At 57.3% G+C, this 15080-nt stretch carries 7 protein-coding genes; 4 read left to right on the forward strand and 3 right to left on the reverse strand.

Annotated elements, in window-relative coordinates; all coding sequences use genetic code 11:
• Nucleotides 1–190: 190 nt before the first annotated feature.
• The 3 genes from D3P09_RS11565 to D3P09_RS11575 form a co-directional block, all read right to left on the reverse strand.
• Complete coding sequence (locus D3P09_RS11565) at nucleotides 191–865, reverse strand: SOS response-associated peptidase (RefSeq protein WP_120109916.1); 675 nt, start codon at nucleotides 863–865, stop codon at nucleotides 191–193.
• Nucleotides 866–993: 128 nt separating this feature from the next.
• Entirely contained in the window at nucleotides 994–1845 is an 852-nt protein-coding gene (locus D3P09_RS11570) for an AraC family transcriptional regulator (protein ID WP_120109918.1), read from the reverse strand.
• Between the two features lie 217 nt (nucleotides 1846–2062).
• The gene (locus tag D3P09_RS11575) at nucleotides 2063–2863 is read right to left on the reverse strand and encodes a hypothetical protein (protein ID WP_120109920.1); all 801 of its coding nucleotides are present in this window, start codon (nucleotides 2861–2863) and stop codon (nucleotides 2063–2065) included.
• Between the two features lie 237 nt (nucleotides 2864–3100).
• Between D3P09_RS11575 and D3P09_RS11580 the strand changes: the two genes are divergently transcribed.
• From D3P09_RS11580 to D3P09_RS11595, 4 genes are all read left to right on the forward strand, one after another.
• Entirely contained in the window at nucleotides 3101–5290 is a 2190-nt protein-coding gene (locus tag D3P09_RS11580; RefSeq protein ID WP_279387124.1) for an exosporium glycoprotein BclB-related protein, read from the forward strand.
• A gap of 510 nt (nucleotides 5291–5800) precedes the next feature.
• Nucleotides 5801–7684: an exosporium glycoprotein BclB-related protein gene (locus tag D3P09_RS11585; protein WP_243644098.1), complete on the forward strand. Its 1884-nt coding sequence runs from the start codon at nucleotides 5801–5803 to the stop codon at nucleotides 7682–7684.
• Nucleotides 7685–8188: 504 nt separating this feature from the next.
• Nucleotides 8189–10291 (forward strand): collagen-like protein, encoded by a 2103-nt coding sequence (locus D3P09_RS11590; protein WP_424452316.1) that lies wholly within the window; start codon nucleotides 8189–8191, stop codon nucleotides 10289–10291.
• A gap of 346 nt (nucleotides 10292–10637) precedes the next feature.
• Nucleotides 10638–15053, forward strand: coding sequence for a beta strand repeat-containing protein (locus D3P09_RS11595; protein WP_133304991.1), 4416 nt, complete (start codon nucleotides 10638–10640; stop codon nucleotides 15051–15053).
• Nucleotides 15054–15080 lie beyond the last annotated feature (27 nt).

Raw genomic sequence — 15080 nt, forward strand, 5'->3', positions numbered from 1 at the left:
CCAACGGCTTCACCCTCTCTGCTTCTATTCTCATTGAATCTGCGGCAAAAAGTTCGAGTTCCTTCTATTATAAGGGATATTATGATTGAATAGGAAAAAACTGATGCACAGCACCCGTAAAAAACGTACGCAAAAAAGCCAGTCTCGGCAAAATTAAATTTGCACAAGACCGGCTTCTCTTCTTTCATCGTTATGCAAAATCGGGAATCGCAATCTCCCTGATGCAGTCAGGCGCTTCGTACCATTCGTCATGAACGGCATTCGTAACGGGATAGGACCGGAGCAAGTAGCTCTCCGGCGCCTCCATATGCTTGCGCAGCATACTGAACTCCTTCAGCTTCGGATTCAACCAATCCTCGATGCCTTCCTCATCCAGCACGACCGGCAATGTAGGCTGCCAGACGGACATCGAGCCGCTAGTTGCCGCTGTCAGCATCGTGAAAGCACGCACTTCCTTGCCGCTTGAATGGCGCCAGCAATCATACATTCCGGCTATGCCAAGCACATCATGGCCCGGCAGAACGGTATGCATGGCTCTCGGCTCCCGCTCCTTGCCGAAGAGCTTCTGACCGTAAAATCCGCTGCAAGGAATGACGCAGCGCTGGCGCTTCATCATCTGGTGCAGGAACGGCTTCTCCGGCAACGCCGCCGAATCGGCATTCACCGAATCTTTGGCCCAGAACGGAAACAGCCCCCATCTTGCTTCCTGCAGCACGCGCGTGTCGTGCCGGTCATTCATAATGATAGACACCGTCTGAGTCGGAGCTATGTTGAACCGATTCGTATGCCCGACCACCACTTTTTGAATCCCAAACCGCTCTTCGATCTCACTCATGTCCGCCGTCAACGAAAACCGTTCTATCATCGCTGGATCACTCCTTTGGCCTCGAGGCCGAGTAGTTGAATCCAGTTTCTGTAGAATGGAGGAAAATTATGCATGGCATTTTTTTAACGCGTTTTGGGCAGTTCGATTTCGTTGACGCTCTAAATGATTTAGGTCGTGAACCGTTTCCGGAACTTGAGCGGCGGCATGCCGGTGTGCGAAGCGAAAAGACGGGAGAAATGCGGAGTTTGCCGAAAACCGGTCTCCTCCGCCACTCTCGCAATCGTCCAGTCTGTCTTGATCAGCAGCAGCTTCGCTTGGTCCAGGCGGTAGTACAGCAAATACTGCTGCGGCGTACATCCGAACACTTCCGTCATGCAGCGCGTGATGTAATTCGTATGAAGATCAAGCACCTCGCTCAGCATCGTATTGCTGATGGAATTTCTATAATTTAGCTTTAAATAAGCCGCTGCCCGCTCCGCAACGGATACAGCCGCCCTCGCCGCATCCGAACGCCAGCCTTCGTCCAGCATTTGAAGCAGATGCAGGAATCGCTGCTGCCTGTCCCAGAACGCTCCATGAGAGGAGCTCTTGGCAGCCTCGTGAAGCTGAGAGAAGATAAGCTTCGCCTCATCCGGATAATTAAGCTTCATTTTTTTGGGCAGGCGGATCGCATACGTATAATAATCCCCTCGAATGCTGCCCGGCTGATTGTCCTCGGTCTCCTCCCATGCGCCAACGGTCTGGAAGTGGACCCAGTCGAATACCGTCTCCTCGTCGCAAGGCCGGAAGGAATAATGCCAGCGGTCCGGCCGCAGGATAAGCACATCTCCAGGCTTCAAGGTCCATTTATGATTCTCTTCGGCTACATATAGCGTTCCCTCGTTCACAAATAGCAGATCGAATACGCCAAGATTCGTCCGGTTGGGATGCTCTTCGCCGGGTTTATATGTAATTCGGTTCGACTCTACGAAAAAAGGCAGAGGCGGCGAACGAAATGTGAGCAATAAGTCTTCTGACACGCTGATCTCTCTCCCCGTTGCATAGCTGCATGAATTCCCATGAATACTGCCATGTTACTTGAAGTGCTGATCGTTTGTCCATACTCTATTTCTCCAAGATGCCAAAGCCATTCCTTCCCCAAAAAAGAGCCTCGTTCTGTCGATGACTAATCGCAGAATCAAGACTCTTCCTTCTGGTATGCAAAGATTCACTCTCTGCATATATGAACCGCTTAGACTACAGCGATATCGTCTGAATGCCATGGAACATCGTCGCCATATAAATCTGATCGCCCAGGATGTCGACATCGGTTACGGGGAATCCAAGCTGGACAGAAAGCATAACCAGACGGTCCGCTATGTAGACAAGCTTGAACAGCCCTTGGTCGGTGCACACGTACAGCACGCCTCTCTTGGGAACGATGGAATAGATGATCTTCTTCCCGAATTGAACTCGCTCGAATCGCCCTTTCTTGTCGCCTATCATCAATTCGCCCTGATCCGTCGCGCCGATTAGATGGCCCCGGTATACAGCAAGACTGGTGATCGCTCGCTGCAATTCAAAATGTGCCCAATCATCCATGAAGCGGTCATATAATGATATTCCGGTATCATGGCCGACGACGACATATTGCGGGAGACTTAGAAAATCAAAGACATGCTTCCCCTCGCAAGAGAGCTGCCCCCACTTCGACCCTGTCCGAATCCATAATCCGTCCGAGGTCGAGGCATAGCATGCCCCTCCAAGCCTGCGATATTGATAGCAAGGCAGCGTCAATCCATCCTGCACCCACGTCTCGCCGTTCCACTCGTACAAACCGTTATTCGTGCAAGCATGAAGCAGCTCATGATGCAGCTGAAGACGGTGGATGCCGGCCGTATCCGGCAAGCCTGTGCCAAGCTTATCCCACTCAGACTCATCTTCGATCGAATATACGCCATGCCAGATCGTAGCGGCGAACACGCCGTAAGGACCCGCCGTCACAGCGGAGAATGGGAATAGAAGCCAGTTCCATGGTTGTTTGGTTCCCGTCTGCATGATTTCAAACCCCTTTCCGCGTACAGAACAAGGGCCGTCTCAATCGGTAAAGCTCACCCTTTATCCGCCTATTCACTGATAATTATTATCATTAAAATGATAACCATTCTCATATGTAGTTGTCAACCTCGCTCAAGCGCCCATTTTTCTAAAAATAGGCCATTGCCTACGCGACAGATAACCAGCACCCAAGCAAACCTCCACTCCTGCCCGTAGTATAAAGAAATTACCTAGGAGGTGCTTCAACTGAACGTATCCAATCGTCGTTACCGCAAACGCCCAACCAAAAAACAAACGTTAAGAATTAAAACGTCGAATAGCCGCAACTATCCAAGAAAACATAAAAAAATAGCTGTCGCGAAGAGAAAACGCCTCTTCATCTCTGGAACTCGAAGGAGACATCGCCCTCGCCGTCACCATCATGATCATCATGAACACCATCATCGCAACCATCATTGTGATGAACACTGTGAGCATAGAGGACCCATCGGACCTCAAGGGCCCGAAGGGGAACGCGGCAAAAGAGGCGACGACGGCGACCGCGGCAAGCGCGGGCGAACTGGAGCTACCGGTGCTACTGGAGCGACTGGTGCTACTGGAGCAACAGGCACTACCGGTGCTACTGGAGCATCCGGCATTGCAGGGGCCACGGGGGCCACAGGCACTACCGGCGCGACTGGAGCAGCCGGCATTACAGGGGCCACGGGGGCGACCGGCTCAACAGGCGCCACGGGTCCATCAGGCGGACCTCCCGGACCAACTGGCGCGACAGGCGCCACGGGTTGGCAAGGGCCAATCGGGCCTCAAGGACCTGTCGGACCGGCAGGAAGCATCGGACCGCAAGGACCGCAAGGACCTCAAGGCGATCCGGGTATACAAGGTCCACAAGGTCCTCAGGGACCTCAGGGGCCGCAAGGTAATGCTGGAGTGCAAGGACCCCAGGGACCTCAAGGTCTCGTAGGAAATACAGGAGCCACAGGCGCAACTGGTTCTACTGGTACTACAGGTGCCACTGGCGCTACCGGCGCAACCGGTGCAGCGGGAGCTCAAGGGCCTGTCGGTCCTCAAGGACCTCAAGGCGCGGCTGGGCAGCAAGGAGCTACCGGGGCTCAGGGGCCTGCAGGTACTCAGGGCGCTCAAGGCGCTCAAGGGCCAATCGGCAATACTGGTGCAACCGGCGCGACTGGTGCAACCGGCGCCACAGGCACTACCGGCATTGGAATCACAGGCCCAACCGGACCAACGGGCGCGACTGGACCGACGGGCGTCACTGGAGCGACTGGCGCTACGGGCGTAACCGGCACAACAGGTGGAACCGGGGCTACTGGACCGACGGGTGACACCGGAGCTACTGGCGCTACGGGTACAGGTGCTACTGGCGCAACTGGTGCAACAGGACCAACAGGAGCCACTGGGGCTACTGGTGTCACGGGCGCTACAGGTACTGGCGCCACTGGCGCGACTGGTGCAACTGGGCCCACAGGGCTGACCGGACCGACAGGAGCCACTGGCGATACCGGTGCCACTGGCGCGACAGGTACAGGAGCCACTGGCGCGACAGGGGCAACTGGACCCACAGGGCTGACCGGACCGACAGGAGCCACTGGTGCTACCGGTGTCACGGGTGCTACAGGTACAGGAGCCACTGGCGCGACTGGACCAACGGGCCCCACAGGATCAACAGGAGCAACTGGCGCAGTAGGTACAGGAGCAACTGGACCGACAGGAGCAACCGGGGCGACTGGCGGTACTGGCACTACCGGTGCAACCGGTGCAACAGGAGCCACTGGACTGACAGGTGCTACTGGGCCGACAGGCGCAACGGGTCTCACTGGTGCGACTGGTACCACTGGCGCGACCGGAACTACCGGAGCTACTGGCGCAACCGGGGCAACTGGCGCAGCAGGCAGCGGAGCCATTATCCCATTTGCTTCTGGCGAGCCGCTTGTCATGTCCACGATTCTTGGCGGTTTGGCAGGTACTGCCGGACTTGTTGGATTCGGCAGCAGCGGACCGACCTTAAGTGCACTCGGAGCTACTATCGATCTGACTGGCGCCGCAGGAACTCTCCTTAACTTTGCCTTCTCGGTACCGCGAGACGGTATTATCACATCAATTGCGGCTTACTTCAGTACAACTCTGGCACTCAATTTGGTCGGCACCACGATTACTGTGCAAGCTCAACTGTACAGGTCGACGACGCCGAACAATATTTTCAGCCCTATTCCGGGCACGGCTGTCACTTTGGCACCGACTTTGAATGGAATATTGCCAATCGGCACCATCAGTAATGGCTTAGTTACGGGATTAAATATCCCGGTTACAGCGCAAACTCGTCTCTTGCTCGTCTTCTCCGCTACCGCCGCCGGAGTATCGCTCATCAATACAGTCGCCGGTTATGGCAGTGCAGGTGTATCAATCAACTAATCAGATCTTATTATTCATCCAACAGACCAAGTGCCAGCTTGGTCTGTTTTTTGTTTTTTGATACGAAAGGAAGGAACGCCCTCTACTCTCTTATTACATCATTATTGTATTCATCATTAATCCTCCAGCTCTACTACTCTAGCCTATTATCTAATCATTTATATTGTCGAAACGTACAAGCCGAATCTATTACTTTTTCATAGAATAAGTGAAACTAAGGAGGTGTTATCACTGAAAACTAACAATAGGCACAAAATGCTGCGTATTATAACTAAAAAGTCCAAGCCTAATCACGAACTCATTATCCTCTCGAGAAATTCCAGCGTCGACAAAAACAATAAGAAGCACAAGCCCTGCAAAAAGAAAGACGAGTGCGACTGCTGTTGTATCGGTCCTAAAGGACCGAGAGGCAAGCGCGGCAAAAAAGGAAAACGAGGCAAGCGCGGATATACAGGAGCCATTGGGGCCACTGGGGCTACGGGGGCTATAGGCGCGACTGGCAGACCCGGAATGACAGGACCAACAGGAGCGACTGGGGCTGCCGGTGACCCCGGCGCTACGGGGACAACTGGGTCAACTGGCGCGATAGGCGCAACAGGTGCAACAGGTACTACGGGGGCGACTGGGGTAACAGGCGCTACGGGAGATCCTGGGGCTCCTGGCGCTACGGGCGCTACTGGATCCACTGGTGTAACAGGTTCGATGGGGGCTACCGGTACGACAGGGGCTACAGGTGCTACAGGAGATCCCGGAGCTGCTGGCGCTACGGGAGCCACTGGCGTAACAGGTGCTACAGGGGCAACCGGTACGACAGGTGTCACAGGTGCTACAGGAGATCCCGGAGCTGCTGGCGCTACGGGAGCCACTGGCGTAACAGGTGCTACAGGGGCAACTGGTACGACAGGTGTCACAGGTGCTACAGGAGATCCCGGAGCTGCTGGCGCTACGGGAGCCACTGGCGTAACAGGTGCTACAGGGGCAACCGGTACGACAGGTGTCACAGGTGCTACAGGAGATCCCGGAGCTGCTGGCGCTACGGGAGCCACTGGCGTAACAGGTGCTACAGGGGCAACAGGCACGACAGGTGTCACAGGTGCTACAGGAGATCCCGGAGCTGCTGGCGCTACGGGAGCCACTGGCGTAACAGGTGCTACAGGGGCAACAGGCACTACAGGCACTACAGGCGCTACGGGAGATCCTGGAGCTACTGGCGCTACAGGGGCTACAGGCACGACAGGTGTCACAGGTGTTACGGGTTCCACTGGCGTAACAGGCCCAACGGGGGATTCTGGAGCGACGGGGGCAACCGGTGCTACTGGAGATCCTGGGGCGACTGGAGCAACTGGCGCTACAGGGCCAACTGGCGCTAATGGACTGACGGGTGTTACTGGTGCAACAGGGGCTACGGGTTCCACTGGCGTAACAGGCCCAACGGGGGCTACAGGGGATCCCGGGGTGACTGGACCGACGGGTGTTACTGGCGCAACGGGAGATCCTGGATTAACTGGCGCTACTGGACCTACTGGTGCAACAGGGGCTACGGGATCTACTGGCGTAACAGGTCCGACGGGGGATTCTGGAGCGACGGGGGCAACCGGCGCTACTGGAGATTCTGGAGCGACTGGGGCGACTGGGGCAACTGGAGCAACAGGGCCAACTGGCGCTACTGGGCTGACGGGTGCTACTGGTACAACAGGGGCTACTGGTACGATCGGTGCAACAGGGGCAACGGGATCTACTGGCGTAACAGGTCCGACGGGGGCTACAGGGGATCCCGGAGTGACGGGCGCGACTGGTGTAACAGGAGCAACGGGCCTTACTGGCGCTACAGGACCGACGGGACCAACTGGTGCAACGGGTCCAACAGGTACAGGGGGCAGCGCAATTATTCCTTATGCATCGGGGCTTGCCCTCGCTTTAACTACGGTTGCCGGAGGGCTTGCAGGAACTGGAGGGTTGCTTGGCTTCGGTACGAGCGCACCAACACCGTCTGTTCTCGGGGGATCAATCGATTTGACGGGGGCTGGCGGTGTAGACCTCAACTATGCTTTCTCCATGCCTCGAGATGGCACAATAACTTCAATAGCTGCTTATTTCAGCACTACTGCAGGCCTCAATATTCCTGGCACATCTATAACGATCCAAGTCCAACTATACAGTTCAACTACTCCAGATAATATTTTCAACCCCATTCCTGGAACACTGCTCAGCCTCTCCCCTGCCCTAACTGGCGTTGTTAATATTGGAACGTTTAGTAACGCTGTGCTTACGGGTATTAATGTTCCGGTAACAACGCAAACTCGTTTGTTGCTGGTATTTTCTGCGGTGGCTACCGGCCTTAACCTTATTAATGCGATTGTAGGTTATGGCAGCGCTGGCCTGACAATTGAATAGCCTTATATATGATCAGCCAAGTCCATGACTTGGCTTTTATCATGCAACTCTATGATTTCAACCTTCTATCGTCTCTATGTGTATTCACACATTTTCTAATAAAAGGGAAAATACTAAATGAACGCACATACAGAATCTATCTACCCTTCGTAGTATAAGGAAGAATACAAGGAGGTGTTTCAACTGGATTATCCATCTAACAAAAAGAAAACTATCAAGATAATCAGACGTCGCTCAAACAGTACGTTATCCATTCATTCTGACGAATCTTCGCAATTCAAAAAGAAGAAAAGAAAATGGAAAAACGACGAATGCAAAAAAGTATCCTTCGTCCGCGAGCCGAGAGGCCATAGAGGACCTCCGGGACCTCCAGGACCTCCGGGGCCTACTGGCCCTGAAGGACCGCACGGTAAACGCGGCAAACGTGGAAAAGACGGCGAAAGAGGAAGAAGAGGTCCAGCCGGACCGCAGGGACCACCAGGAACTTTTGATCCCGGCGAAGAATTGTTCAATGTTATTGGACCCCTGGGATCAGCTACAGTTGGCCTCGGCGATAATCTGATTTTTGAATCGGATACGCTGGATATTGTCGTTTCTGAGGGCTCCGCAATTGTCCGCCTGGAAGTGCCAACAGGCAGCACAGGCATAGCCGGACCGACAGGACCAACTGGTGCTGATGGAGCAACCGGAGCTACGGGGGCTACTGGACCGACAGGACCCTATGGTGAAGGAGGTACGGGCGCTACCGGGGCTACTGGTGATACAGGGGCGACAGGCGCGACTGGGCCAACTGGCGCGACTGGGATAGGAACCACTGGACCAACTGGTGCAACTGGTGCAACTGGCGCGACTGGTGTGGATGGCACGACTGGGGCAACTGGACCAACTGGAGCAGGAACCACTGGACCAACTGGCGCGACTGGCGCGACTGGTGAGGCTGGAACGACTGGTGCAACTGGCGCTACGGGGCCAACTGGCGCGACTGGGGCGGGAACCACTGGACCAACTGGGCCGACTGGCGCAACTGGACTAGCGGGGACTACTGGCGCTACAGGTCAAACTGGGGCGACTGGAGCGACTGGGGCGACTGGTGCAACGGGTGTCACTGGACCGACCGGACCATCTGACGGACCAGCTGGACCAACTGGTGCCACAGGGGCAACAGGGCCGACTGGCGCGACTGGTGTAACTGGACCAACTGGTGCTGACGGCGTTACTGGTGCAACAGGTGCGACTGGACCGACTGGTGCTGATGGCGTTACTGGTGCAACAGGTGCGACTGGACCGACTGGTGCTGATGGCGTTACAGGAGCGACTGGCGTTACTGGACCAACTGGTGCTGACGGGGTTACTGGGGCAACTGGTGCAACGGGCGTCACTGGAGTAACTGGACCGACTGGTGCTGACGGCGTTACGGGTGCAACGGGTGCGACTGGTGCTGACGGCGTTACTGGTGCAACAGGTGCGACTGGTGCCGACGGTGTTACTGGGGCAACAGGTGCGACTGGTGCTGACGGTGTTACTGGGGCAACAGGTGCGACTGGCGCTGACGGCGTTACTGGTGCAACAGGTGCGACTGGCGCTGACGGCGTTACTGGTGCAACTGGTGCGACTGGCGCTGATGGCGTTACTGGTGCAACTGGTGCGACTGGCGCTGACGGCGTTACGGGTGCAACTGGTGCGACTGGCGCTGATGGCGTTACTGGTGCAACTGGTGCGACTGGCGCTGACGGCGTTACTGGTGCAACTGGTGCGACTGGCGCTGATGGCGTTACGGGTGCAACTGGTGCAACTGGTGCTGACGGCGTTACTGGTGCAACTGGTGCGACTGGTGCTGATGGTGTAACTGGCGCGACTGGCGTAACTGGAGCAACTGGACCTACAGGCGCTGACGGCGTTACGGGCGCAACTGGTGTCACTGGAGCAACTGGTCCGACTGGTGCTGACGGTGTAACTGGCGCGACTGGCGTAACTGGAGCAACTGGACCTACAGGCGCTGACGGCGTTACGGGCGCAACTGGTGTCACTGGAGCAACTGGCGCGACTGGCGCAACCGGTGTGACTGGTGCTACTGGCGCGACTGGAGCTACAGGGGTAACCGGCGCTACAGGAGCAACGGGACCAATTGTAACAACCGAAGGATTCTCGGCCATAACAACTGCAGCTGGTGTTGCGGCTTCACAACAAATCGTAAACTGGACAGTAGCCGCTCCGTATTTTGCAAGTGCTAGCTTCAACCCAGCAACTGGTGTATACACTGTTCCTACAACAGGTAGATATTTAATTACTGCGACAATAGGTTACTCTACTACAGCCGCCTTAACAATCAGTTTAGGAGCAGGTATCGATCCAGCTTTTGTTGTAGAACGAATTTCCGACTCTACAACTCTAATAACTGGTCTATTCCCTATATTGAACGTCAACGTAGCCTTAGTTCTAACATTACGTGCTGTTCTTGGCAGTGGTACGGTAACATTGGCTGGTGAAGTAGAACTTAATGCTGGAGATACTATCGGATTGTTCTATGTTGCTGACGGTTTAACAATTCCACTGGATTTGGGTGGAGCAGGAAGCGCCGTCTACTGGTCCATTAACCAACTTGTCTAATTTCCAAATAAAACCACCCATTAAGTTTGACTAATTCAAAAAAACCCTTGGTCCTTATTAGAGGCCAAGGGGTTTTTTTGACTGAGAAATAATTACTGATAAGGCTGTTATGTAAAATGAAGCTTCAAATTAATTAAAATATTTTTTTCAACTTCATGTAAGGCTGTTCGATTATTTCAACGTCATTTATAAATTTCCTGTATAAACAATCTAGTTAGAAAAATAATCTTATCATTTCGCATATAGCCCTCTCTCCCCTCTTCACCTCATTAAGGCTTAACTTTTCTATTCTGTTCGGTTGCTACATATGCATTAATAGGCTCTTATGCGGAAGGTTGGGATACATATGAACGATCGCCCTGACAACGAGGAAAACTCCCGCAATCCCAAGGACACATATAAAAAATCGAAAAAAAAGAACAAAAAGCTTCGTAAAAACAGTCCAATTCACGAGAAGCACCATAATCACTGCATTCAAGGCCCTACCGGGCCAACTGGACCTCAAGGTGTACCAGGGAGTAAAGGCAAGCGTGGAAAAAAAGGCGCAACAGGACCGCCTGGACCAACGGGACCTCCTGGACCGACAGGATCAGTATTTGTAAATCCTCTCTTTTATGTAATTGGTCCTGTAGGCTCAGCAACAGTCGGTCTGCAAGATGATCTAACCTTTGAATCGGATACCCTTCAAATTAGCGTTACAGAAGGCTCGGCAATTGTAAGGTTAGAGGCCGAAAACTTTGGACCGACGGGACCAACGGGGCCAACTGGTGCAGACGGCGCTACTGGAGTTACCGGTTCCACAGGGCCGACTGGCGCGAACGGCCCTACTGGACCAACCGGACCGACGGGGTCAACTGGCGCCGTTGGCGCTACTGGTGCTACTGGAGCTACCGGCTCTACAGGGCCAATTGGCGTGGACGGCCCTACTGGAGCCACCGGTTCAACCGGACCGACAGGGTCAACAGGGTCAACTGGTGCAGACGGCGCTACCGGAGCTACCGGACCCACAGGGCCAACTGGCGCGGATGGCTCTACTGGACCAACTGGACCCACAGGGCCGACTGGTGCGGACGGCGCTGCTGGAGCTACCGGACCCACAGGGCCAACTGGTGCAGACGGCGCCGCTGGACCAACTGGAACAACAGGGCCAACTGGCGCGGAAGGCGCTGCTGGACCTACCGGACCGACGGGGCCAACTGGCGCCGATGGCGCTGCTGGAGCTACCGGATCAACAGGGCCAACTGGCGCGGATGGCTCTACTGGAGCTACCGGACCAACAGGGCCAACTGGCACCGTTGGCTCTACTGGAGTTACCGGACCCACAGGGCCAACTGGTGCAAACGGCGCTGCTGGAGCTACCGGACCCACAGGGCCAACTGGTGCAGACGGCGCGACTGGAGCCACCGGACCCACAGGGCCAACTGGTGCAGACGGCGCTACTGGAGCTACCGGACCGACAGGGCCAACTGGTGCAGACGGCCCTACTGGAGCTACCGGACCGACAGGGCCAACTGGCGCGGATGGTGCTACTGGAGCTATCGGTCCGACGGGACCAACAGGCACAGACGGCGCTACTGGAGCTACCGGATCAACAGGGCCAACTGGCGCAGACGGCCTTATTGGAGCCACTGGACCAACAGGGCCAACTGGCGCGGACGGTGCTACTGGACCAATCGGACCCACAGGGCCAACTGGCGTAGACGGTGCCACAGGAGCTACCGGACCCACAGGGCCAACTGGCGCCAATGGCACTACTGGAGCTACCGGACCCACAGGGCCAACTGGCGCCAATGGCACTACTGGAGCTACCGGACCCACAGGGCCAACTGGCGCCAATGGCGCTACTGGAGTTACCGGACCGACAGGGCCAACTGGCGCGGATGGTGCTACTGGAGCTATCGGTCCGACGGGACCAACAGGCACAGACGGCGCGACTGGAGCTACCGGATCAACAGGGCCAACTGGCGCAGACGGCCCTACTGGAGCCACTGGACCAACAGGGCCAACTGGCGCAGACGGCGCTGCTGGACCAACAGGACCGACGGGGCCAACTGGCGCAGACGGCGCTACTGGAGCCACTGGACCAACTGGGCCAACTGGCGCAGACGGCGCTACTGGAGCCACTGGACCAACCGGACCCACAGGGCCAACTGGCGCAGACGGCGCGACTGGCGCGACCGGGCCCACAGGGCCAACTGGCGCGGACGGCCCTACTGGAGCCACTGGACCGACGGGGCCAACTGGCGAGAATGGCGCTATTGGAGCTACCGGACCCACAGGGCCAACTGGCGCCAATGGTGCGACTGGCGCTACCGGACCCACAGGGCCAACCGGCACCAATGGCGCTACTGGAGCCACTGGACCCACAGGGCCAACCGGCACCAATGGCGCTACTGGAGCCACTGGACCCACAGGGCCAACTGGCGCAGACGGCGCTGCTGGACCAACCGGACCGACGGGGCCAACTGGCGCGGACGGTGCTGCTGGACCAACCGGACCGACGGGGCCAACTGGCGCGGACGGTGCTGCTGGAGCTACCGGACCAACGGGGCCAACTGGCGCCAATGGTGCGACTGGCGCTACCGGACCGACGGGGCCAAGCGGCACCAATGGCGCTACTGGAGCTACTGGACCCACAGGGCCAACTGGCACTGACGGCGCTACTGGAGCCACTGGACCCACAGGGCCAACTGGCGCAGACGGCGCTGCTGGACCAACCGGACCGACGGGGCCAACTGGCGCGGACGGTGCTGCTGGACCAACCGGACCGACGGGGCCGACCGGTGTAGACGGCGCGACTGGCGCTACCGGACCCACAGGGCCAACTGGCGCGGATGGCCCAGCTGGAGCTACCGGACCGACGGGGCCGACCGGTGCAGACGGCGCGGATGGCCCAACTGGACCGACGGGGCCAACTGGTGCAGTAGGTACCGCTGGACCAACCGGACCGACGGGGCCAACTGCCGCAGACGGCCCTACTGGAGCCACTGGACCAACAGGGCCAACTGGCGCAGACGGCGCTGCTGGACCAACCGGACCGACGGGGCCAACTGGCGCGGACGGTGCTGCTGGAGCTACCGGACCAACGGGGCCAACTGGCGCCAATGGTGCGACTGGCGCTACCGGACCGACGGGGCCAACCGGCACCAATGGCGCTACTGGAGTTACCGGACCCACAGGGCCAACTGGCGCAGACGGCCCTACTGGAGCCACTGGACCCATAGGGCCAACTGGCGCGGACGGCGCTGCTGGACCAACAGGGCCAACTGGCGCCGATGGCACCGCTGGAGTTACTGGAGCTACTGGAGCTACTGGAGCTACCGGAGCTACCGGACCGACGGGGCCAACTGGCGCGGACGGTGCTGCTGGACCAACAGGACCAACGGGGCCAACTGGCGTAGACGGCGCCACTGGAGCTACCGGACCAACGGGGCCAACTGGTGCAGAAGGTGCCGCTGGACCAACAGGACCAACAGGGCCGACTGGTGCGGACGGCATTGCTGGACCAACTGGACCAACCGGACCGACGGGGCCAACTGGCGCAGACGGCCCTACTGGAGCCACCGGACCAACAGGGCCAACTGGCGCAGACGGCGCTGCTGGACCAACCGGACCGACGGGGCCAACTGGCGCGGACGGCCCTACTGGAGCCACTGGACCAACAGGGCCAACTGGTGCAGAAGGTGCTGCTGGACCAACCGGACCCACAGGGCCAACCGGCGCGGACGGCGCTACTGGACCTAACGGTCCCACAGGGCCAACTGGCGCGGATGGCCCTACTGGAGCTACCGGACCGACGGGGCCAACTGGCGCGGACGGCGCTGCTGGACCAACTGGACCGACGGGGCCAACTGGCGCGGACGGTGCTGCTGGACCAACCGGACCGACGGGGCCAACTGGCGCAGACGGCCCTACTGGAGCCACTGGACCAACAGGGCCAACTGGTGCAGAAGGTGCTGCTGGACCAACCGGACCCACAGGGCCAACCGGCGCGGACGGCGCTACTGGACCTAACGGTCCCACAGGGCCAACTGGCGCGGATGGCCCTACTGGAGCTACCGGACCGACGGGGCCAACTGGCGCGGACGGCGCTGCTGGACCAACTGGTCCGACGGGGCCAACTGGTGCAGATGGTGCCGCGGGACCAACGGGGCCGACCGGCATCACAGGTGCGACCGGTCCAACTGGCAATACCGGACCCACAGGGCCAACAGGGCCGACTGGCAATACCGGACCCACAGGGCCAACAGGGCCGACGGGAGCAACTGGTCCGAATTTCGCTACAAATGGATTTTCTGGCAGAATCAATAGCACAACCGTTTCTGCTGATACTCAGCTCGCCAACTGGACTGTCACCAGCCCCTATTACGGCAATGCCGCTTTTAATGCAACTACCGGAACATTCACAGTCCCCTCGACTGGCAGGTATGCGATCAAAGCTACGATAAACTATACGACAACTGCTGTAATTTCCGTTGTGCTTGGAGCCGGCATCTTCCCTTCATTCCGAGTTAGACGCATTTCTCCTGCAACAACAGATCTCATTACGGCCGATTTCCCTATTCTGAACGTCAATATCGCCCTCGTGCTCAGCTTAAGAACAATTCTGGGAAGCGGAGCTGTTACGATTGCAGGCGACGTCGAACTAAATGCCGGCGATACGATCGGCTTGGTCTATGTGTCCAACGGACTGACCATCGGCTTGTCTCTCGGCGGTACGTCTAACGAAGGCATCGTATGGTCCATGTTTCAAATCGCTTAACCCCTTCCTTCCGAATTTATAAAAAAA

The organism is Paenibacillus pinisoli (assembly GCF_003605435.1).
GTDB lineage: Bacteria > Bacillota > Bacilli > Paenibacillales > Paenibacillaceae > Pristimantibacillus > Pristimantibacillus pinisoli.

Bases quoted from the DNA above. Each gene is read 5' to 3' on its own strand.
- D3P09_RS11575 (WP_120109920.1), bottom strand. From the start codon at position 2,863: ATGCAGACGGGAACCAAACAACCATGGAACTGGCTTCTATTCCCATTC.
- D3P09_RS11595 (WP_133304991.1), top strand. From the start codon at position 10,638: ATGAACGATCGCCCTGACAACGAGGAAAACTCCCGCAATCCCAAGGAC.
- D3P09_RS11585 (WP_243644098.1), top strand. From the start codon at position 5,801: ATGACAGGACCAACAGGAGCGACTGGGGCTGCCGGTGACCCCGGCGCT.
- D3P09_RS11565 (WP_120109916.1), bottom strand. From the start codon at position 865: ATGATAGAACGGTTTTCGTTGACGGCGGACATGAGTGAGATCGAAGAG.